The organism is Curtobacterium sp. MMLR14_006, assembly GCF_001864985.1.
Taxonomy (GTDB): domain Bacteria; phylum Actinomycetota; class Actinomycetes; order Actinomycetales; family Microbacteriaceae; genus Curtobacterium.
The window spans coordinates 660,892-682,561 of record NZ_MJGU01000012.1 but is presented as its reverse complement, the minus strand read 5'-3'; the positions used below and the strand labels follow the sequence as shown (position 1 = coordinate 682,561).

The following is a 21,670-nucleotide window of genomic DNA, read 5'->3' as shown; positions in this document are numbered from 1 at the left end:
CGCCGACCACATGAGTGCTCGTTCGAAGGCCCGCAAGCGCGCCCTCGACATGCTCTACGTGGCCGAGGTGCGTGAGCTGCCCATCGCGGACGTCCTCGCCACGGAGACCGTCCGCCACCTTGACCAGCCCGAGCGCGCCTCGAGCTGGGACTACGCGCGCCAGATCGTGACGGGCGTCGACGAGGCCCGTCACGAGATCGACGCCGTCATCGTCGACCACGCCCAGGGCTGGTCGATCGCGCGCATGCCGGTGCTCGACCGCTGCATCCTGCGCATGGGCGTCTGGGAGCTCCGGTTCAACCCGGAGGTGCCCGACGCCGTCGCGATCGCCGAGGCGGTCGAACTCGCGCAGTCGCTGTCGACGGACGACTCCGCCGGGTTCGTCAACGGCGTGCTCGGAGCTGTCTCCGGCGGTCGTGCACCGTCCGGTCGGACGGTCGCAGGGGACGCCGGGTCCCGCTAGGGTTGACCACGTCAGCATCCTTTAATGCCGTCCTGTGAGGCGGGGAAGGGGGTCGACGTGGGTACCAGAACGGTCCTGCAGCAACCCGACATCACGCGTGCCCTGACACGCATCGCACACGAGATCCTCGAGGCCAACCACGGTGCCTCGGACCTCGTGCTCCTCGGCATCCCGACCCGGGGTGCGGTCCTCGCCGACCGTCTGGCGTCGGTCCTGGCCGACATCGAGCCCGAGTGGGCGGCGGAGCGCGACCAGCGCCTCGGCACCCTCGACGTCACGATGCACCGGGACGACCTCGGCCACGGCATCGGCCGCGCGCCGCACCGGACCACCATCCCGACGAGCGGGATCGACGGCAAGGTCGTCGTGCTCGTCGACGACGTGCTCTACTCCGGCCGCACGGTGCGTGCCGCGCTCGACGCCCTGCAGGGCATCGGCCGGCCGCGCGCCGTCCGGCTCGCCGTGCTCGTCGACCGCGGGCACCGCGAGCTGCCGATCCGCGCCGACCACGTCGGCAAGAACCTGCCGACCGCGTCCGACGAGCGCGTCACGCTCCGCCTGACCGAGACCGACGGCGCCGACGAGGTCGTCATCGAGCAGGGGGCGGCGTGATGCGACACCTGCTCTCCACCGCGGACCTGAGCCGCGACCAGGCCGTGCACATCCTCGACGTCGCCGAGGAGATGGCGGAGGTCAACCAGCGCGAGGTCCGGAAGCTCCCCGCGCTCCGCGGCAAGACCGTCGTCAACCTGTTCTTCGAGGACTCGACGCGCACCCGGATCTCCTTCGAGGCCGCCGCGAAGCGCCTCTCCGCCGACGTCATCAACTTCGCCGCGAAGGGGTCGAGCGTCTCGAAGGGCGAGTCGCTCAAGGACACCGTGCAGACCCTCGGCGCGATGGGCATCGACGGCATCGTCATGCGGCACGGCGCGTCCGGTGCCCCGCGGGTGCTCGCCGACGCCGACTGGATCGACGTGCCGGTGGTGAACGCCGGCGACGGCACGCACGAGCACCCGACGCAGGCGCTGCTCGACGCGTTCACGATGCGGCGCCGCCTGCACGGGGACGCGAGCCGGGGCCAGGGGCTCGACGGGGTCCGCGTCGCGATCGTCGGCGACGTCCTGCACAGCCGCGTGGCCAGGAGCAACGCCTGGCTCCTCCGCACGCTCGGCGCCGAGGTCACCTTCGTCGCCCCGCCGACGCTGCTGCCCGCGGTGGAGCGTCCGTTCGGTGCCGCCGTGCACCACGACCTCGACGCCGCCCTCGCCGAGGACCCGGACGTCGTGATGACCCTCCGGATCCAGCAGGAGCGCATGCACGACGCCTTCTTCCCGAACGAGCGCGAGTACACCCGGCACTTCGGCCTGACCGCCGCACGCGCCGCCCGGCTGTCCGAGCGCACGCTGATCATGCACCCCGGTCCGATGAACCGCGGGCTCGAGATCGCCGGCGTCGCCGCCGACGACCCCCGCTCGACCGTGGTCGAACAGGTCGCGAACGGCGTGAGCGTGCGGATGGCCGTGCTCTACCTCGCGCTCACCGGTTCCGACACCACGAACGCCGCACCCTCGAAGGAGACCACCGCATGACCGCCCACCTCATCCGCGGCGCGCAGCTGGTCGACGGCACGCGTGCCGACATCCGACTGCAGGGAGCACGCATCACCGCGGTCGGGTCCGGGCTCGACGCGTCCGGCGCCACCGTCGTGGACGCCGACGGACTCGTCGCCCTGCCCGGTCTCGTCGACCTGCACACCCACCTGCGCGAGCCCGGGCACGAGGAGTCCGAGACGGTCCTCACCGGCTCGCGCGCCGCGGCCGCTGGTGGCTTCACCGCCGTGAACGCGATGGCGAACTCGAACCCCGTGGCGGACACCGCCGGTGTGGTGGAGCAGGTGCAGGCCCTCGGGGACGACGCCGGCTACGTCACCGTCCGACCGATCGGTGCCGTCTCGCAGGGGCTGCAGGGCACGCACCTGTCCGAGATCGGGGCGATGGCGACGAGCCGGGCCAGGGTCCGGGTCTTCTCGGACGACGGCTCCTGCGTGGCCGACCCGCTGCTCATGCGCCGTGCGCTCGAGTACATCAAGGGCTTCGGCGGCGTCCTCGCGCAGCACGCGCAGGAACCGCGGCTGACCATCGGCGCGCAGATGAACGAGGGTCGGCTGTCGTCGGAGCTCGGCCTCGCCGGCTGGCCCGCCGTCGCGGAGGAGGCGATCATCGCCCGCGACGTCCTGCTCGCCGACCACGTCGGTGCCCGCCTGCACGTCTGCCACGTCTCCACCGCCGGCAGCGTCGAGGTGATCCGCTGGGCGAAGTCCCGCGGCATCGCCGTCACGGCCGAGGTCACGCCGCACCACCTGGTGCTCACCGAGGACCTCATCGCCGGGCACGACGGCGCCGCCGGGTACGACGCCCGCTACAAGGTGAACCCGCCGCTGCGGTCGCGCGAGGACGTCGACGCGCTCCGGGCCGCCCTGGCCGACGGCACCATCGACATCGTCGCGACCGACCACGCGCCGCACACCGCCGAGGCGAAGTGCTGCGAGTGGCCCGCGGCGGCGAACGGCATGGTCGGGCTCGAGTCGGCGCTCAGCGTCGTGCAGGCCGCCGTGGTCGACAGCGGGCAGCTCGACTGGGCCGACGTCGCCCGGGTGCTGTCCGAGGCACCGGCGCGGATCGGGCAGGTCGAGGGCCACGGGCAGCGGATCGCCGAGGGCGCGCCGGCCGAGCTCACGCTCTACGACCCGTCGGCGGTCCGCGACTTCTCGGTCGACGACCTCGCCGGCCAGTCCCGGAACTCCCCGTACCTGGGCATGCGGCTGCCGGGTCGCGTCGTCGCGACGTTCCACCACGGTGCGGCCACCGTGCTCGACGGCGCACTCGTCGACGCCGAGACGGTCGCCGCGCACGCCAGGGCCGTCCGGGCGGAGGCGCGCGCATGAGCGAGGTGTCCGCATGAGCGCCGACGCCCTGCGCTGGCTCGTCGGCGGGATCGTCCTCGTCCTCGTCGCCGCACTGTTCGTCGCCATGGCGCGCACCTGGCGGACGCGGGCGAGGAAGCAGACGGAGGCCGTGCCTCCCGTCCCGGTGCCGACCGACGTCGGACCGGCGGCCGGGTCGTGGGACGGCTTCACCGTCGCGACGACCCGCGCCGACCAGCCGCTCGAGCGGATGACGGCCGGCGGGCTCGGGTTCCGCGGCCGCGGCGGGGTCACCGTCCACGACACCGGTGTGGTGCTCCACCACGCCGGCACCCCGGATCGGTGGATCGCGGCGGCGGCGGTCCGCGGTGCGGACCGCGCGACGTGGGCGATCGACCGCGTGGTCGAGCCCGGGGGACTGGTCCGTCTGCGATGGACGGCGACCGGCGCCGCGGGCGCGTCGGACCTCGACACCTACTTCCGGTTCCCGGAGGGCGACGCAGCAGCGCTCGTCGCCATGCAGGGACTGTCGACGAAGCACGAACCCCCGCAGACCGCGGGCGAAGGGACTAACTCATGACACGCGAACGGGCCGTACTGGTCCTCGAAGACGGCACCCGGTACGACGGCTGGGCCTACGGCGCCCGTGGGCGCACGCTCGGCGAGGTGGTCTTCGCGACCGGCATGACCGGGTACCAGGAGACGCTGACCGACCCCTCCTACGCCGGGCAGATCGTGGTGCAGACCGCACCGCACATCGGCAACACCGGGGTGAACGACGAGGACCCCGAGTCCCGTCGCATCTGGGTCGCCGGGTACGTGGTGCGCGACCCCAGCCGCGTGGTGTCGAACCACCGCGCGAACGCCACGCTCGACGACCACCTGGTGCGCGACGGCATCGTCGGCATCTCCGGCATCGACACCCGTGCCCTCACCCGGCGCATCCGCGACGCCGGCGCCATGAAGGGCGGCGTGTTCAGCGGTGCGGACGCGGCACTGCCGGCCTCCGAGCAGGAGCAGCTCGTGCGTGACCAGGCCGGCATGGCCGGGGCGAGCTTCTCGTCGGTCGTGTCGACCCCCGAGACCTACGTCGTCCCGGCCGTCGGCGAGCAGATCGGCACCCTGGCCGTGCTCGACCTCGGCGTGAAGGCCTCGACCACCCGGTACCTCGCCGCCCGCGGCTTCGAGGTGCACGTGGTGCCGCAGGACATCTCCGCCGAGTCGCTGGAGGCCCTGGCGCCGGACGCCCTGTTCTACTCGAACGGCCCCGGCGACCCCGCCGCGAGCGACGCGCAGGTGGAGCTGCTGCAGGAGTCGCTGCGGAGCGGCCGTCCGTTCTTCGGCATCTGCTTCGGCAACCAGCTGCTCGGCCGTGCCCTCGGCTTCGGCACGTACAAGCTGCCCTTCGGCCACCGCGGCATCAACCAGCCGGTGCTCGACACCACGACGGGCAAGGTCGAGATCACGAGCCAGAACCACGGCTTCGCGGTGGACGCGCCCCTCGGCGAGGTCCTCGAGTCGCCGGCCGGTTTCGGCCGCGTCGAGGTCTCGCACTACTCGCTCAACGACAACGTCGTCGAGGGCCTCCGCGCGCTCGACGTGCCAGCGTTCAGCGTGCAGTACCACCCCGAGGCCGCCGCCGGACCGCACGACAGCATGTACCTCTTCGACCGGTTCGCGGACATGGTGCGCGAGCGTCGCGACGGGCAGCCGCTCGACCCGGCCACCGCCACCGCGACCACCCCTGCAGCAGACGTCACGAAGGAAGCCAACTGATGCCGAAGCGCGCAGACATCAACTCCGTCCTGGTCATCGGTTCCGGCCCGATCGTCATCGGGCAGGCCGCCGAGTTCGACTACTCCGGCACCCAGGCCTGCCGTGTCCTCCGGGCCGAGGGCGTCCGGGTCATCCTGGTCAACCCGAACCCGGCGACGATCATGACCGACCCCGACTTCGCGGACGCGACGTACATCGAGCCGATCACGAACGCGTCGCTCGAGGAGATCATCCGCATCGAGAAGCCGGACGCCGTCCTGCCGACCCTCGGCGGGCAGACCGCCCTGAACGCGGCCATCGCGCTCGACGAGGCCGGCATCCTGGCCAAGCACGGCGTCGAGCTCATCGGCGCCAAGGTCGAGGCGATCCAGCGCGGCGAGGACCGCCAGCTCTTCAAGGAGCTCGTGCTCGAGTCCGGCGCCGACGTCGCCCGCAGCCACATCGCGCACACGCTGGAAGAAGCGAAGGAGTTCGCGGAGGACCTCGGGTACCCGCTGGTCGTCCGCCCGTCCTTCACCATGGGCGGCCTCGGCTCGGGCTTCGCCTACAACGAGGAAGAACTCGTCCGCTTCGTCGGCGACGGGCTGCAGTCCAGCCCGACGACCGAGGTCCTGCTCGAGGAGTCCATCCTCGGCTGGAAGGAGTACGAGCTCGAGCTGATGCGCGACAACTACGACAACACCGTCGTCATCTGCTCCATCGAGAACGTCGACCCGGTCGGCGTGCACACCGGTGACTCGATCACGGTCGCCCCCGCGCTGACCCTGACCGACCGCGAGTACCAGAACATGCGGAACATCGGCATCGACATCATCCGTCGCGTCGGCGTCGACACCGGTGGCTGCAACATCCAGTTCGCCGTCGACCCGTCGAACGGCCGCGTCATCGTCATCGAGATGAACCCCCGCGTGTCCCGCTCGTCGGCCCTCGCGTCGAAGGCCACGGGCTTCCCGATCGCGAAGATCGCCGCGAAGCTCGCCATCGGCTACCGCCTGGACGAGATCGAGAACGACATCACCCGCGTCACCCCGGCGAGCTTCGAGCCGACGCTCGACTACGTGGTCGTGAAGACCCCGCGGTTCGCGTTCGAGAAGTTCCCGGCCGCCGACGCCACGCTGACCACGACGATGAAGAGCGTCGGCGAGGCGATGGCCATCGGCCGGAACTACGCCACCGCACTGCAGAAGTCGCTGCGCTCGCTCGAGAAGCGCGGGTCGAGCTTCCACTGGGACACCCCGGCGGCGGAGCTCGACAAGGACGCCCTGCTGACGAAGGCCCAGGTGCCGACCGACGGCCGCATCGTCACGGTGCAGCAGGCCCTGGTGGCGGGTGCCACCGCGGACGAGGTCTTCGAGGCCACGAAGATCGATCCCTGGTTCATCGACCAGATCGTGCTCATCAACGAGGTCGCCGACGAGATCCGTGCCGCCGAGACCCTCGACGCGGACACCCTGCGCTGGGCGAAGGAGCACGGCTTCAGCGACGTCCAGATCGCGTCGCTGCGCGGCTCGACGGAGGCCGAGGTCCGGGCGACCCGACACGAACAGGGCATCCGGCCCGTCTTCAAGACCGTCGACACCTGCGCCGGCGAGTTCCCGGCCCTGACGCCGTACCACTACTCGTCGTACGACACCGAGACCGAGGTCGCCCCGAGCGACCGCAAGAAGGTCGTCATCCTCGGCTCCGGCCCGAACCGCATCGGGCAGGGCGTCGAGTTCGACTACTCGTGCGTGCACGCGTCGTTCGCGCTGAGCGCCGCCGGGTTCGAGACGATCATGATCAACTGCAACCCCGAGACCGTGTCGACCGACTACGACACCTCGGACCGCCTGTACTTCGAGCCGCTGACCGCCGAGGACGTCCTCGAGGTCATCGAGGCCGAGGCGGCGTCCGGCGAGCTCGTGGGCGTGGTCGTGCAGCTCGGCGGCCAGACCGCGCTGGGCCTGGCGAAGCCGCTCGAGGCCGCGGGCATCCCGATCCTCGGCACCAGCCCGAGCGCCATCGACTCGGCCGAGGAGCGCGGACAGTTCTCCGCCATCCTCGACGCGGCCGGTCTGCTCGCCCCGCGGAACGGCACGGCCCACGACCTGGCGAGCGCGACCACGGTGGCCGAGGAGATCGGCTACCCCGTCCTCGTCCGCCCGTCGTTCGTGCTCGGCGGCCGCGGCATGGAGATCCTGTACGACACGGCCTCGCTCGCGGACTACTTCGACCGGATGGCCGACCAGGCGATCATCGGCCCGGAGCTCCCGCTGCTGGTCGACCGGTTCCTCGACGACGCCGTGGAGATCGACGTCGACGCGCTCTTCGACGGTGAGCGGCTCTACATCGGCGGCATCATGGAGCACCTCGAAGAGGCCGGCATCCACTCCGGCGACTCGGCCTGCACCCTGCCCCCGGTCGGCCTCGGCCGCGCGGAGATCCAGGGCGTCGTCGACGCGACCGAGAAGATCGCCCGCGGCATCGGCGTGCAGGGCCTGCTCAACGTCCAGTTCGCCATCGGCGCCGGCGTGCTCTACGTCCTCGAGGCGAACCCGCGCGCCAGCCGCACGGTGCCCTTCGTCTCGAAGGCGCTCGGCATCCCGCTGGCGAAGGCCGCGTCCCGCATCATGACCGGCTCCACGGTCGCCGAGCTCGTCGCCGAGGGCATGCTGCCCGAGCGCGACGGCGCCTTCGTGCCCGCCCAGTCGCCGGTCGCCGTGAAGGAGGCCGTGCTGCCCTTCCGTCGCTTCCGCACCCGCGAGGGACAGGTCGTCGACTCGGTGCTCAGCCCCGAGATGCGCTCCACCGGTGAGGTCATGGGCATCGACCGCGACTTCCCGCGGGCGTTCCTCAAGTCGCAGGACGCCGCGTACGGCGGCCTGCCGACCAGCGGCACGGTCTTCGTGAGCGTCGCCGACACCGACAAGCGCGCGATCGTGCTGCCGGTGCACCGCCTGCAGCAGCTCGGCTTCACGATCATCGCGACCGAGGGCACGGCGGAGATCCTCCGCCGCAACGGCATCGAGGTCGGGATCGTCGGCAAGTACAGCCAGGGCGGCGAGAGCGTCGTCGACCTGCTCGCCACGGGTGAGGTCGACATCGTCATCAACACGCCGTCGGGTGCCGCCGGTCGTGCGGACGGGTACGAGATCCGTGCGGCCACGGTCGCGGCGGACAAGCCGCTGTTCACGACGATCGCGCAGATCGGTGCGGCCGTCGCGGCGATCGAGACGATCGGCTCGCCGCTCAACGTCCGCAGCCTGCAGGACTACGCGCTCGAGCGCGCGACCTGGTGAGCGTGACCACCCGCGTGGGAGGCCCGGCCTCCTTCGGCGACCGGCTCGCGGCCGCCATCGGGTCGCGTTCACCCCTCTGCGTCGGCATCGACCCCCACGCCGCCACCCTGGCGGCGTGGGGGCTCGGCCGCGACGAGCAGGGCCTCACCGCGTTCGGTGCGGCCCTGGTCGACGCGGCCGCCGGCCGCGCGGCGATCGTGAAGCCGCAGGTCGCGTTCTTCGAGGCTGCGGGGGTGGCGGGGTACCGCGCGCTCGACGCGACGATCCGTCGGGCACGCGATGCGGGCCTCCTGGTCGTCGCCGACGTGAAGCGGGGCGACATCGGGACCACCGGTGACGACTACGCGCTCGCGTGGCTCGACCGCGACGGGCCGTTCGCGGCCGACGCGATGACGGTGTCGCCCTACCTCGGCTACGGCTCGCTCGCCGGCACGGTGGCCGTGGCACGCCGGAACGGTGCGGGCGTCTTCGTCCTCGCCGCGACGAGCAACCCCGAGGCCCGGGTGCTGCAGACCGCCGTGCTCGCCGAGGGGCCGCGCGCGGGCCGCAGCGTGGCTGCCGGTATCGTCTTGGACGTGGCAGACGACAACCGGACCGCGGGCGACCACGCCCTCGGGGACGTCGGGCTCGTGCTCGGCGCGACCCTTCACCTCGACGACTTCGGCATCGACGCGGACGCCATCGGCTCCGCGCCGGTGCTCGCTCCGGGCTTCGGTGCCCAGGGTGCGCGGATCGAGGACCTCCGCGCGCTGTACGGCGCCCGCGCCGAGCAGGTGCTCGTGAGCGAGTCCCGCGGGCTGCTCACCGGCGGCCCCGAGGGCGTCGCCGCCCTCGTCGCCGACCGCGCCGACCGGATCGAGGCCGCACTGGGGGCAGTCGCATGACGTCGGACCGCGACGACAAGCCCGCCCACCGCAACCCGCCCGAGGTCGACCGGGCCGCCGCCGCGCAGGCCGCGGTGGCGGCGCGACGCGCCCGGGCAGCGGTGAAGGCCGCGATCGCGTCGGGGGAGCGCTCCGCCCTCGAGGTCGCCCGGTCCGCGTGGGCCGACGAGCTCGTCGAGTCGACCTCGGCGGAACGCTCGCTGCGGGTCCGCGACCTGCTGACGAGCCTGTCCGGCATCGGGCCGGCGCGCGCCGAGGCGGTCATGGGGGAGCTGCGCATCGCGCCGTCGAAGCGCCTGGGCGGCCTCGGCTCCCGGCAGCGCACCGCCCTGGCGGACTGGCTCGCCGCACGCGGGCGCCGGCGCGGTGCGTCGAAGCTCGTCGTGCTCGCCGGACCGACCGCCGTCGGCAAGGGCACGGTCAGTGCCCACATCCGTGAGCAGTACCCGGACGTCGAGCTGAGCGTGTCCGCGACCACCCGGAAGCCGCGCCCCGGCGAGGTCGACGGGGTGCACTACTACTTCGTCGACGACGACGAGTTCGACCGGATGATCCGCGACCGCGAGCTGCTCGAGTGGGCCACGGTGCACAACTCGTACCGCTACGGCACCCCGCGGCCGCCGATCGACCGCGCGCTCGACGCCGGCGAGAAGGTCATGCTCGAGATCGACCTGCAGGGCGCGCGACAGGTCCGCGACGCGATGCCCGAGGCCGTCCTGGTGTTCCTGCTGCCTCCCACCTGGGACGAACTCGTGCGTCGGCTCATCGGCCGGGGGACCGAGTCGGCCGAGGAACAGGCCCGCCGTCTCGAGACCGCGAAGGTCGAACTGGCCGCGCAGGACGAGTTCGACGTGCGGATCGTGAACTCGGATGTCAGCACGGCGGCACGCGAGGTCGTAGACTTGTTCTCTGCGCCCTGACGGGTGCACGGGTGCGCGTGCGTGCCGGGGCCCTCGCGGTCCGCGCGCAGGACACTCGCCCACGACATCCGCAGTCGACAGGAGACACCATGGCCAACCCCCAGGGCATCATCGACCCGCCCATCGACGACCTGCTCAGCAAGGTCGAGTCGAAGTACGCGCTGGTCATCTTCGCGTCGAAGCGTGCGCGGCAGATCAACGACTACTACGCCGACCTGCACGAGGGCTCGCTCTTCGACAACGTGGGCCCGCTCGTCGACTCGACGATCGACGACAAGCCGCTGTCCGTCGCGCTCCACGAGATCAACGAGGACAAGCTCACCGTCACCAAGCAGCAGCAGCCCACCGACTGATCCCGGTGACCAACGCTCCGCTGCGCCTCTTCACGTCCGAGTCGGTGACCGAGGGGCACCCCGACAAGATCTGCGACCAGATCTCGGACAGCATCCTCGACGCGCTGCTCGCGGTCGACCCGAACGCCCGGGTCGCCGTCGAGACGATGGTCACGACGGGCCTCGTGCACGTCGCCGGCGAGGTCACCACCTCGGGCTACGTCGAGATCCCCAAGCTCGTCCGTGACGTCATCACGGGCATCGGCTACAACTCGTCCGACGTCTCCTTCGACGGCCGTACCTGCGGCGTCGAGGTCTCGATCGGCGCGCAGTCGCCCGACATCGCGCAGGGCGTCGACGAGTCGCTCGACTCACGCAGCGGCGCCGGTGTCGACCCGCTCGACCGCCAGGGTGCGGGCGACCAGGGCATCATGTTCGGCTTCGCCACGAACGAGACGCCCGAGTACATGCCGGTCGCGATCTGGCTGGCGCACCGGCTGGCCGAGCGCCTCGCCGCCGTCCGCAAGTCCGGCGAGCTGCCCTTCCTGCGCCCCGACGGCAAGACCCAGGTCACCATCGGTTACGACGGCGTCGTGCCGAAGACCGTCGAGACCGTCGTGCTCTCCACGCAGCACGCCCCGACCGTCACGCTCGACCAGCTGACCGCCGACATCACCGAGCACGTCATCCGCCCGGTCCTCGACCTGGTCGACCTCGACTCGTCCCACGTCGACGTCATCGTCAACCCGACCGGCCGGTTCGAGATCGGCGGCCCCCAGGGCGACGCCGGCCTGACCGGACGCAAGGTCATCGTCGACACCTACGGCGGCGCCTCGCGGCACGGCGGTGGCGCGTTCAGCGGCAAGGACCCGTCGAAGGTCGACCGCTCGGCCGCCTACGCCCTGCGCTGGGTCGCGAAGAACGCCGTCGCGGCCGGACTCGCGGACCGCCTCGAGGTGCAGGTCGCCTACGCCATCGGGCGCGCGAAGCCCGTCGGCCTGTACGTCGAGACCTTCGGCACCGGGCACGTCGACGACGCCACGATCGAGGCAGCGATCCGCCAGGTCTTCGACCTGCGTCCCGCCGCGATCATCCGCGACCTCGACCTGCTCAAGCCGCGCTACGCGCAGACCGCGACCTACGGCCACTTCGGTCGCGAGCTCCCCGGGTTCACCTGGGAGCAGCTCGACCGTGTCGAGGAACTCCGCGCCGCAGCAGGGCTCGTCACCGCCGCCGTCTGAGGCGACCGCGTGACCACCGTCGCGCGGGTCGTCCTCGACTCGCCGCTCCCGCAGTTGGACCGACTGTTCGACTACCGGGTGCCGGCCGAGCTCGAGGACGACTGCGTCGCGGGGGTCCGGGTGAAGGTGCCGCTGCGCACCGGCGCCCGGATGTCCGACGGGTACGTCGTCGAGATCGTCAGCGAAGGTGAGTACCCGGGCGAGCTCAGTCAGGTCGAGGCGGTCCTGTCCCCGGTGCCGGTCCTGGCGCCCGAGATCTGGACCCTCGCCCGCGCCGTGGCCGACCGCGCCGCCGGGGTCGCCTCGGACGTGCTCCGGCTCGCCGTCCCGACCCGTCAGGTCCGCGCCGAGAAGGCGTGGCTCGCCCGCGACACCACGTGGACACCACCCGCGGTCACCCCGCCAGCGGTCACCGGGTACACCGACGGCGTGCTCGAGGGCGTCGTCGCCGAGCACGGCCGTGCCGCCGTCGCCGCGGTGCCGCACCCGGTCGCACTCGGTCCGGAGTCCGCGCCCGTCTGGGTGCCCGGGTGGGCCGCGACGCTCGCGCAGGCGGCCGCGCACGCCCTCGCAGCCGAGGAGTCGGCGGTCATCGCCGTCCCGGACTTCCGTGACGTCGGCGACCTCGAGCGCGCGCTGCTCGCCGTGCTCCCCGCCGAACGCGTCGTGCGGTTCGACGCGAAGCAGACGAACGGGCAGCGGGCGAAGGCCCTGCTGCAGGCCCGGTCGCACGCGGTCGTCGCGATCGGCAACCGCACCGCCGTGTACGCGCCGGCGACGACCCTCGGCCTCATCGCGATGTGGGACGACGGCGACGCCTCGTTCGCCGAGCCCCGGGCGCCGTACGTGCACACGCGGGACGTCGCCCTGGTGCGCGCGGCGCAGTCCGGGGCGGCGCTGCTGTTCCTGTCGCACGCCCGGAGCACCGACGTCCAGCGGCTCGTCGAACTGCACTGGCTGCAGGAGGTCACCCCGTACCGGGCGAAGACGCCGAAGGTGATCCCGACCCTGCAGCAGACCGGCGCCGACGGCTACGCGGCCCAGGCACGGATCCCGAGCTCGGCGTGGCGGGCTGCCCGCGAGGCGAGCCAGCACGGCCCGGTCCTGGTGCAGGTGGCGAGCCCGGGCTTCGGCACCGGCCTGGTCTGCGCGGAGTGCGGGGAGCGCGCGCACTGCCGGGTGTGCGGGGGACCGCTCGGCAGCCCGCACCGCGGTGCCACGCCGCAGTGCCGGTTCTGCGGTGCCCTCGCCGTGGGCTTCCGGTGCCCGACCTGTGGCAACGGCACGGTGAAGCCGGTCGGCCAGGGCGCCCAGCGCACCGCCGACGAGCTCGGCCGCGCCTTCCCCGGCACCCGGATCGTCGTGGCGGACGGTTCCCGACCGCTCGACGAGGTCCCCGCGAAGCCGTCCGTCGTGGTCGCGACCCGCGGGGCCGAACCGAGCGTCGCGGGCGGGTACGCCTGTGTGCTCCTGCTCGACGGCGAGAAGATGCTCGCGCGTGAAGGCCTGCGCGTGCAGGAGGACGTCCTGCGCTTCTGGACCGACGCCGCGGCGAAGGGCGCACCGGGCGCCGAGGTCTACCTGGTGGGCATCGGCGGCAAGCTCGCGACGGCGATGGCGCTGTGGCGGCTCGACGGCCCCGCGCACGACGAGCTGACCGACCGGCGCGAGCTGCACTTCCCGCCCGCCGTCCGGGTGGCGACGCTGACCGGCACCGACCAGGCCGTCACCGCAGCGGTCGAGGCGCTCGAGGGGCTCACCGCCGGTCCGGTCCTCGGGCCGGTGCCCGTCGAGGACGACGCCCTGCCGGGCTCGGTCCGGGTGATCGTGCGCTTCCCGTACGCACACGGCGCCGAGGTGGCGGCGACGCTCAAGGCCGAGGTCATCCGCCGGTCGTCGACCCGGCGGGTGCTGCCCGGTGGCAACCGCCGACGTGCGGCACCGGCGCTGCGGGCCCGGCTCGACGACGCGGAGCCCTTCACCGAGGTCTGACGCTGGCGGGCGCGCCGGGGTGGGCGCTGCTCGGGTTGGGCGTTGCCGATCGACGACATCGACGTCGTGCGACAGCGATCACGTCGTGGAGCGTCGGCGCCGAGGCGATGCCCGCGGCGCACACTCCGGTCGTCGACGTCGTGCGACGTCCTCGACGTCGTGCGACAACGATCACGTCGTGGAAGGTCGGCGCGGAGGCCGCACCGCCGGCGGCCGCCCCGCCCGGCCGGCACCGTGGCCGGGCCCCGGACACACCACGACCCCGGAGCGCGCGCCCCGGGGTCGTGTCGTTCGTTCGGCCGTCAGGCGCCGACCGGGCGCTGCCGGATGCGCGGGAACACGATGCCGAGCGCGACCATGCCGACGGCGAGCACGAGGTGCAGCCAGTTGTCGGCGTTGTTGAGCGGCACGAAGTTCGCACCGGAGGAGTGACCGGCGGTGAAGAGCCCGTAGATCCAGAGCACGAAGTAGACGATCCCGCCGATCACCAGGTACATGCGCGACCCGGAGGCGCGACCGGCGGCCGCCAGCCCGACGACACCGAACAGCAGGTGCACGATGTTGTGCAGCACCGAGACCTGGAAGATCCCGAGCAGCATCGCCATCGAGTCGTGGCCGGCGCCCGCGAGCGACCCGGAGGTCAGGCCGGGCACGAAGCCGGCGATCCCGACGAGCAGGAACACGATGCCGACGACGAGCGCGACCTTCTGGATGCTCGAGCCGGCGTAGCGGTTGGTGGACGTGGTGACATCGGACATGGTGGTCTCCCTGATCGTGGTGGGTGCGACCGTACCCACCTCGCTCCCAGCCGGTTCGCGGTCGATCCGCAGAACGCGCACGTGGGACGACCGACCGCCGACCGGATGCGGTGTCCCGGGGCCGCGCGGGGAGTCCGGCGCGACCCGTGGGAGACTCGGGGAGTGACGACGGGGGAACGGCGCGGTCCGCTCACGGGCTGGCGCTACCGGGGGAAGCTGCGGCGCTACCAGGCGGACGTGCTCGAGCGGGTGCCGGTCGTGCCGGGCGACCCCGTGCACGTGGTCGCACCGCCGGGGTCGGGCAAGACCCTGCTCGGTCTCCTGCTCGCCGGACGGCACGGGGCGCGCGCCGTCGCACTCGCTCCGACCGCGACGATCCGCGCCCAGTGGGCCGCCTCGGCGGCCGCCCTCGACACCTCCGACGGCAGCCGGTCGGTCTCGGTCTCCGAGGACCCCGCGCACCTCGGGGACCTGACCGCGCTGACCTACCAGATGCTCTCGGTGCTCGAGACGGGGAACCCGCTCACGGACGTCGCCGCCGCGGACTGGCGCCGCGAACTCGTCGAGGGCGGCCGGGACGAACAGGCTGCGGCGGTGTGGCTCGCCGACCTCGAGACCGCGAACCCGACGGCGTACCGGACGGGCATCGCGCGGCGCTCCCGTGCCGTCCGCCGACGACTCGCCCGCGAGGACCCCGCGCTCCTCGAGGCCGCCCTCCACCCGAACGCGCGCGCCCTCGTCGACCGCCTCGTCGCGCACGGTGTCGAGACGATCGTCCTCGACGAGTGCCACCACCTGCTCGACCACTGGGCGCTGGTCGTCGCGTACCTGGCGGCACGCATTCGGGAGTCGGGCCGTGAGCCCCTGCTCATCGGACTGACCGCGACCCTGCCGTCCACCGACGACCGGGACGCGCACGACAACTACACCGCGCTGCTCGGGGACGTCGACCACGAGGTCCCCACCCCGGCCGTGGTGAAGGAGGGCAACCTCGCCCCGTACCGCGACCACGTCTGGTTCGTCGAACCCAGTGCCGAGGAACGCGCGTTCCTCCGCGACCACGAGGAACGGCTCGAAGCGCTCGTGGGCACGACGTTCGACGATCCCGACGGCGCCGACTGGCTCGTGCACACCCTGCAACCGCCGGCCGACGACCCCGAGCGCGACGGAGGACGTCCCGGGCAGGCGTCGCCGGAGGCACGACTCGCCCGCGCGTTCGACGCCGACTTCGCGGTCGCCGAGTCCGCTGCGCGCATGCTCGCCGAGGTCCGACCCGGTCACCCGCTCCTCGCCCTCGTGCACCCCGGTGCCCGGAACGCTCCCGACGCGGAGCAGCGCCTCCGGCTCCTCGCCCGGTACGCACTCGACCGGCTCCTGCCCGACCCCGACCGGGCCGAACAGTGGCAGCGCATCAAGCGGTCCATCGTCGACTTCGGGTTCACCCTGACGGACCGCGGGGTGCGTCGCGGTCGCGACCCGGTGGACACCGTGCTCGCGTCGTCGTCCGCGAAGGACGGCGCCGTCGCGGAGATCCTCCGACTCGAACTCGCACAGGACGCCGCGGACCACCTCCGTGCCGTCGTCGTCACCGACCACGCCACGCACGGAAACGCCCGTGGCAGCGGACGCCGCGGCGCCGGTGCGCTCCGGACGTTCGGCACCGTCGTCGCCGACCCGACCACCGCCGCACTCCGGCCCGTGCTCGTCACCGCGAAGCACCTCCGCATCGCCGCCCGCGACGCCGACCTCCTCCTGCCCGCCCTGCGACGCCTGCTCGACGCCGAGCTGGTCGCCTCGCCGTCGGCGGACAGACCCGACGTCCTCGAGGTCGACACCGGCGGCACCGGTTCGGCCGCGGTCGTCGCCGGTGTCTCGGTCCTGCTCACGGACGGCACGACCCGCCTGGTGGTCGGGACGCGCGGACTGCTCGGAGAGGGCTGGGACTGCCCCGCGGCGAACACCCTGATCGACCTCACCGCCGTGGCGACCTCGTCCGCCACGCAGCAGCTCCGCGGTCGCACCCTCCGGCTCGACCCGGCCTGGCCCCGCAAGGTGGCCCACAACTGGACCGTCACCGCGGTCCTGCCCGCCGACGTCCCGCTCCTCGCCGCGCCGGACGTCAGTCGGATGCACCGCAAGCACCAGCAGATCTGGGGACTCCTCCGCGAGGACGACGCCCAGGTCGTCCGGGGCGTCGGGACCGCACTCTCCGACGTGCAGGCCCGCCGACTCGACGCACTCGTCGGCAAGGACCGGCGGCAGACCGTCCGGGCACTCGACGACGACGTCGCGGCTGCCCTCCCGCCCCGCGAGCAGACCCACCGGGCCTGGCGCATCGGTGAACCGTACGCCGACCGGGAGAGCACCGCCACCGTCCTCCGCGAGCCGGACGTGGCTCCCTTCACCACCGGGCCCACCGCGGCCGCTGTGATGAGCGCGGTCCTGGCGCTCGTGCTCGCCGTCGTGGGCCAGTCGCTGCGCGTCCTCGTGGAACTGTGGCGCGGCGGTGCCGTCCTCGGCGCCGTCGGGACCGTGGCCGTCGTGGTCGTCGCGATCGCGGTCGCCTGGCCCGTCGCGCGCCAGTTGGGCACCGCGCTCCGGCAGCGGCTCGACACCGCCCTCGGGTACCGACGTGCCGTCCGGGTCGTGCTGGACGGCCTGCACCGTGCCGGACGCGTCCCCGCGTACGGGGACGGCGACATCAGGGTCACCCCGACCGTGGCCGGCGGAGTGCCGGTGGCGTTCACCATGGAGGCCGTCGGCGGCACGGTCGCAGACCGCCGAACGGTGACCACCGCGCTCGCGGAGCTGTTCGGTCCGGTCCGGACGCCGCGGTTCCTGCTCGAGACCGGACGCGGGGACCGCGCGCGACTCCGACGGGCGCCGTTGCTCACGCTCGCGCTCTGGGCGGCTCGGACGCTCACCCGTCGCAGCCGCTGCCTGGCGGTCCCCACCGGCATCGGTCGGCGGCGGGAGGACGCCGAGGCGTTCGCCGCCGACTGGGCACGTTCCGTCGGTCCGTGTCGCCTCCACGAGGTCGACTCGCCGGAGTCGCTCGTGCTGCTGCTGCGCGCTCGACGCGACTCCGGGGCGACGAGGACGCCCCCGTCCCTGCGGGACCAGTGGTCCTGACGACGAGTCCGTGCCGGCCGCCCGCGCGGGGACGGTCGGACCGTGCGCACGTGGGACGATGGACCCCATGCGTCTCGTCGTCGCCGGCAGCCCCGCTGCGGCCGTCCCCACCCTCCGTCGCCTCGCGGCGTCCGACCACGAGATCGCTGCGGTCCTCACCCGTCCGCCCACGCCGCAGGGGCGCAAGCGGGTCCTGACGCCGACGCCGGTGGCGCAGGCCGCGGCGGAGCTCGGCCTGCCGGTCATCGAGGCGGTCCGGGTCGACGAGGGGGTCACCGCCGAGCTGGTCGCCCTCGACGTCGACCTCGGCGTCATCGTCGCGTACGGCGCGCTGCTCCGCCGGCCGGCCCTCGACGCGCCCCGGCTCGGCTGGGTGAACCTGCACTTCTCCGACCTCCCCGCGTACCGCGGCGCGGCGCCCGTGCAGCGCGCCGTCATGGCGGGCGATGCCCGGACCGCCGCGACGGTGTTCCAACTCGTCGAGGAGCTCGACGCCGGCCCCGTGTACGCGTCCGACCCGTTCGACATCGACCCGGAGGCGACCTCCGGCGAGGTCCTCGCGGCGATGGCCGAGTCCGGCGCCGGGACCGTCGCGCGCGTCGTCGACGGCATCGCCGCCGGCACCGCGGTGGCGACCGAGCAGACGGGGACGCCGACCCTGGCGCCGAAGACCACCATCGAGGACGGCCGCATCGACTTCGACGCCCCCGCCGCGGTCGTGCACGCACGCCTGCGCGGCGTCACGCCCGAGCCCGGCGCGTACGCCCACCTCGGCGAGACCCGCGTGAAGCTGCTCCGCAGCAACCGGCTGACGGGAGGCACGGGGGACCCCGCCCCGCAGCTCGCGCCCGGTGCGCTGGCACTCCACGGCGGCCGGCTGCTGGTCGGGACCGCGGACGACCCGCTGGTGCTCTCCGAGGTGCAGCCGGCGGGCAAGAAGGCGATGGACGCCGCCGCCTGGGCCCGGGGCCTCGGCGAACTGGACGGGAAGGTCCTCGCATGAGCCAGCCGACGAAGCACCAGGGAGCCCGCCGCGGCCCCCGTCCGGCGAACGCCCGTCGCGTCGCCTTCGACGTCCTGCGCGCCGTGCAGGTCGACGACGCGTACGCGAACCTGCTGCTGCCGACGCGCATCCGCCGCGCCGGCCTCTCCGCCCGCGACGCCGGGTTCGCGACCGAGCTGACCTACGGCTCGATCCGGATGCTCGGCCGCTACGACGTCGTCATCGCGCTCGCGTCCGGCCGCCGTGCGGAGAACATCGAGGCCGACGTGCTCGACGTGCTGCGGCTCGGTGCCCACCAGCTGCTCGCGATGCGGACCCCGACGCACGCCGCGGTCGACGCCACGGTCGAGCTCGCGCGCGACGTCGGCGCCCGCCGGGCGACCGGCTTCGTGAACGCCGTGATGCGGAAGATCGCCGCGCGGACCGACGACGAGTGGGACGCGCTCATCACCGAGGGACGTGGCGGTGACGCCCTGCTCGCGACACGGTGGTCGCACCCGACGTGGGTCGTCTCGGCGCTGCGCGACGCCCTGGCCGCCGAGCGCTCCCGCGACGAGCTCGCCGCCCTGCTCGCGGCGGACAACGCCGCGCCGCGGGTGCAGCTCGCGGCGCTGCCCGGACTCGCCACCGACGAGGACGTCGCCACGGCCACCGCGCGCAGCGCCCCGGACGACGACACCGACGCCGTGTTCGCCGACGCGACCGGTGCGGACGACGTGCCCGCGGCCCTGGTGCCCGCCGACGACGAACCGGAGGCCGACGGGGCGACCGGCACCGTGCCTCCCGTCCGCACCGTCGACCCCGTGCCGGAAGCCGATGCGTCACCGGTGTCGCCCGTCGGCATCCGGGGCATCTCCGGCGACCCGGCCCGCGTGCCGGGCGTCGCCGCCGGACGCCTGCGCGTGCAGGACGAGGGCTCGCAGCTCGCCGCGCTGGCGCTCAGCCGCTCGTCGGCCGTGCGCGCGGGGGAGCGCTGGCTCGACATGTGCGCCGGCCCCGGCGGGAAGGCGGCGCTGCTCGCGGCCGAGGCCCAGCAGGGCGGCGCGACCCTGGTCGCGAACGAACTCGTCCCGGCGCGCGCCGGCCTCGTGCGGAACGCGCTCGGCGTGTTCGGCGACCACGTGCGCGTCGTCGAGGGCGACGCCCGGCGGTACGGGCGGGACGGCACCGGGCTCACCTTCGACCGCATCCTGCTCGACGCGCCCTGCACCGGGCTCGGTGCCCTGCGGCGTCGGCCGGAGGCGCGCTGGCGGAAGGCACCAGAGGACGTCCAGGAGCTCGCGGCCCTGCAGTCCGAGCTGCTCGACGCGGCCGTCCGCGTCCTCGCGCCGGGCGGGACGCTCGCCTACGTGACCTGCTCGCCGCACCTCGCCGAGACCCGGGGGCAGGTCGACGCGCTCATGCGGCGGCACGGCGACCTGCTCGAACAGCTCGACACGGCGTCGATCGTCCGGGGCGTCGCCGCGCGCGACCCGCGGGTGTCGGACGGCGACACCGTGCAGCTCTGGCCGCACCGCGTGGGGACGGACGCGATGTTCATCGCGCTGTTCCGACGCGTCGGCTGACCACCGCGCCGACTGACCACCGCGCCGACCGGGACGGGGCTCAGCGCGACCGTCGGTAGGCACTGCCGTCGCACGTGTGCACGGCCGTGTCGTCGAACAGGGTGCGCAGGTTGTACGCGGCGCAGTCCCGGAAGGTGCCGATGCTGATCCACCGCGCCGAGCGGCGCAGCTCGCCCTTGGAGGGACCGTCCGAGCCGATGCCGGCGCGGTGCACCGTCCAGGCGATGTCCTGCGCCTCGGCGTCGAGGTAGCGCATCACCGACTCGTTGTCCGCGTGCTGCCCGATGTACTCCCGCGCGAGCGTCGACCGGACGAGGCGGAGCACGGGCGCGAGCCGCTTGCCGGGAGGCGCACTCAGCCCACCGGCCTGGTACAGCAGCCGCCGGGTGCCGCTCCGGCGCATGGCCGGCACGAGCGTGCGGACGAACGCGGTGTTGACCGGTCGCTCGCGCTGCGCGGCGACGTCCCCGAGCATCACGACCACGCCCGTCACGCCGTCGAGCAGCGCGTCGAGGTCGAGGCCGTCGGTGACCGAGCCCTGCACGACCTGCAGGTCGTCGTGCCGGACCGCCAGCTTCGACGGTGTCCGGACGACGGCGCGGACGCGGTGTCCGGCGTCGAGTGCGAGCCGGGTGAAGTGCTGGCCGGTCTGTCCGGTGGCGCCGAACACGAGCAGGTGCTGTCGAGGTGTCATGCGCCCAAGCTAGGCACTGACTAGAAAATAGGCAATGCCTAGTACCGCGCTAGGCTGGTGGCATGCCGGAGCGTCCCTTCCACCACGGGAACCTGCGGGCCGTGCTGCTCGACGAGGCCGTCCAGGTCCTGCGCGAGGACGGCGTCGACGGGGTGTCCCTCCGTGACCTGGCGCGGCGGGCCGGGGTCAGCCACGGTGCGCCGCGGAGCCACTTCGTCGACCGCCAGGCCCTGCTCGACGCCCTCGCCGTGCTCGGCTTCGAACGACTGACCAGCGCGGTGCGCCGGGCCCTCTCCGGGTCGGGCGACCTCGACGGCCGGTTCCGCCGGGTCGCCCTGGCGTACGTCGACTTCGCCGTCGACGACGCGGCGCTCATGGACCTCATGTTCCAGGCGTCGACGGCCGGACGGTCCGGATCCGTGCGGACCGCTGCCGAGTCGCTGTTCGCCGTGCTCGACGGCGCACTCGGTGCGTCCGCGCCGGAGCCCGGCGAGGACGCCCGGACCACCTTCAAGCTCCTGTTCGCCGCCACCATGCAGGGGATCGCGGCCCTCGTCGTGTCGCGCCGGATCGACCGCCCGCAGGGCGAGCGGCTGGTCGAAGCAGCACTCGGGACGATGCTCCGGTCCGACCTCGGCACGCGCGCCCTCGGCGACGGCTGAGTCCGCCCGGAACGGTGTGGCGCGCACCGGTGCGGGGCGGCCGGGCA

At 73.4% G+C, this 21,670-nt stretch carries 18 protein-coding genes; 16 read left to right on the top strand and 2 right to left on the bottom strand.

Annotated features, from left to right (window positions below; translation table 11 throughout):
- Positions 1–10 precede the first annotated feature (10 nt).
- The 12 genes from nusB (at position 11) to BIU94_RS06700 (ending at position 13,809) form a co-directional block, all read left to right on the top strand.
- The gene (gene nusB / locus BIU94_RS06755; RefSeq protein ID WP_071255795.1) at positions 11–463 is read left to right on the top strand and encodes a transcription antitermination factor NusB; all 453 of its coding nucleotides are present in this window, start codon (positions 11–13) and stop codon (positions 461–463) included.
- Between the two features lie 24 nt (positions 464–487).
- Positions 488–1,075 (top strand): bifunctional pyr operon transcriptional regulator/uracil phosphoribosyltransferase PyrR, encoded by a 588-nt coding sequence (pyrR, locus tag BIU94_RS06750; RefSeq protein ID WP_071255790.1) that lies wholly within the window; start codon positions 488–490, stop codon positions 1,073–1,075.
- On the top strand, positions 1,075–2,052 hold the full coding sequence (locus BIU94_RS06745; protein ID WP_071255788.1) for an aspartate carbamoyltransferase catalytic subunit: 978 nt from the start codon (positions 1,075–1,077) through the stop codon (positions 2,050–2,052). Before pyrR ends, BIU94_RS06745 begins: the two co-directional genes overlap by 1 nt.
- Positions 2,049–3,407 carry a dihydroorotase gene (locus BIU94_RS06740; RefSeq protein WP_071255785.1) on the top strand — a complete coding sequence of 453 codons (1,359 nt, stop codon included), beginning with the start codon at positions 2,049–2,051 and terminating at the stop codon, positions 3,405–3,407. The genes BIU94_RS06745 and BIU94_RS06740 overlap by 4 nt, the downstream gene beginning before the upstream one ends.
- A 13-nt stretch (positions 3,408–3,420) precedes the next feature.
- A complete protein-coding gene (locus BIU94_RS06735; protein WP_071255780.1) occupies positions 3,421–3,966 on the top strand; it encodes a hypothetical protein in 546 nt (181 codons plus the stop codon).
- The gene (carA, locus tag BIU94_RS06730; protein WP_071255778.1) at positions 3,963–5,162 is read left to right on the top strand and encodes a glutamine-hydrolyzing carbamoyl-phosphate synthase small subunit; all 1,200 of its coding nucleotides are present in this window, start codon (positions 3,963–3,965) and stop codon (positions 5,160–5,162) included. The genes BIU94_RS06735 and carA overlap by 4 nt, the downstream gene beginning before the upstream one ends.
- Positions 5,162–8,440: a carbamoyl-phosphate synthase large subunit gene (gene carB / locus BIU94_RS06725; RefSeq protein WP_071255776.1), complete on the top strand. Its 3,279-nt coding sequence runs from the start codon at positions 5,162–5,164 to the stop codon at positions 8,438–8,440. The genes carA and carB overlap by 1 nt, the downstream gene beginning before the upstream one ends.
- A gap of 2 nt (positions 8,441–8,442) precedes the next feature.
- Positions 8,443–9,324, top strand: a complete 882-nt coding sequence (gene pyrF / locus BIU94_RS06720; protein WP_254782893.1) for an orotidine-5'-phosphate decarboxylase — start codon at positions 8,443–8,445, stop codon at positions 9,322–9,324.
- Positions 9,321–10,244, top strand: a complete 924-nt coding sequence (gmk, locus tag BIU94_RS06715; RefSeq protein WP_071255773.1) for a guanylate kinase — start codon at positions 9,321–9,323, stop codon at positions 10,242–10,244. Before pyrF ends, gmk begins: the two co-directional genes overlap by 4 nt.
- Positions 10,245–10,333: 89 nt before the next feature.
- The gene (gene rpoZ / locus BIU94_RS06710; RefSeq protein ID WP_017887186.1) at positions 10,334–10,597 is read left to right on the top strand and encodes a DNA-directed RNA polymerase subunit omega; all 264 of its coding nucleotides are present in this window, start codon (positions 10,334–10,336) and stop codon (positions 10,595–10,597) included.
- A 5-nt stretch (positions 10,598–10,602) separates the two neighbouring features.
- Complete coding sequence (gene metK / locus BIU94_RS06705; RefSeq protein WP_111040525.1) at positions 10,603–11,817, top strand: methionine adenosyltransferase; 1,215 nt, start codon at positions 10,603–10,605, stop codon at positions 11,815–11,817.
- Between the two features lie 9 nt (positions 11,818–11,826).
- Complete coding sequence (locus BIU94_RS06700) at positions 11,827–13,809, top strand: hypothetical protein (RefSeq protein WP_071255768.1); 1,983 nt, start codon at positions 11,827–11,829, stop codon at positions 13,807–13,809.
- A gap of 302 nt (positions 13,810–14,111) precedes the next feature.
- Here the strand turns inward: BIU94_RS06700 and BIU94_RS06695 are convergent, their stop codons facing one another.
- Positions 14,112–14,567, bottom strand: a complete 456-nt coding sequence (locus BIU94_RS06695; protein ID WP_139195890.1) for a DUF4383 domain-containing protein — start codon at positions 14,565–14,567, stop codon at positions 14,112–14,114.
- A 162-nt stretch (positions 14,568–14,729) separates the two neighbouring features.
- On the opposite strand from BIU94_RS06695, the gene BIU94_RS06690 reads away from it, so the two are divergent.
- From BIU94_RS06690 to BIU94_RS06680, 3 genes are all read left to right on the top strand, one after another.
- Positions 14,730–17,699: a DEAD/DEAH box helicase family protein gene (locus tag BIU94_RS06690; RefSeq protein WP_071255764.1), complete on the top strand. Its 2,970-nt coding sequence runs from the start codon at positions 14,730–14,732 to the stop codon at positions 17,697–17,699.
- 67 nt (positions 17,700–17,766) lie between these two features.
- A complete protein-coding gene (locus BIU94_RS06685; RefSeq protein WP_071255762.1) occupies positions 17,767–18,702 on the top strand; it encodes a methionyl-tRNA formyltransferase in 936 nt (311 codons plus the stop codon).
- Complete coding sequence (locus BIU94_RS06680; RefSeq protein ID WP_254782891.1) at positions 18,699–20,267, top strand: RsmB/NOP family class I SAM-dependent RNA methyltransferase; 1,569 nt, start codon at positions 18,699–18,701, stop codon at positions 20,265–20,267. The genes BIU94_RS06685 and BIU94_RS06680 overlap by 4 nt, the downstream gene beginning before the upstream one ends.
- A 40-nt stretch (positions 20,268–20,307) precedes the next feature.
- Here the strand turns inward: BIU94_RS06680 and BIU94_RS06675 are convergent, their stop codons facing one another.
- Positions 20,308–20,961: an NAD(P)-dependent oxidoreductase gene (locus tag BIU94_RS06675; protein ID WP_071255759.1), complete on the bottom strand. Its 654-nt coding sequence runs from the start codon at positions 20,959–20,961 to the stop codon at positions 20,308–20,310.
- A 62-nt stretch (positions 20,962–21,023) separates the two neighbouring features.
- On the opposite strand from BIU94_RS06675, the gene BIU94_RS06670 reads away from it, so the two are divergent.
- Complete coding sequence (locus BIU94_RS06670) at positions 21,024–21,623, top strand: TetR/AcrR family transcriptional regulator (protein ID WP_071255752.1); 600 nt, start codon at positions 21,024–21,026, stop codon at positions 21,621–21,623.
- The last annotated feature ends 47 nt before the right edge of the window (positions 21,624–21,670 follow it).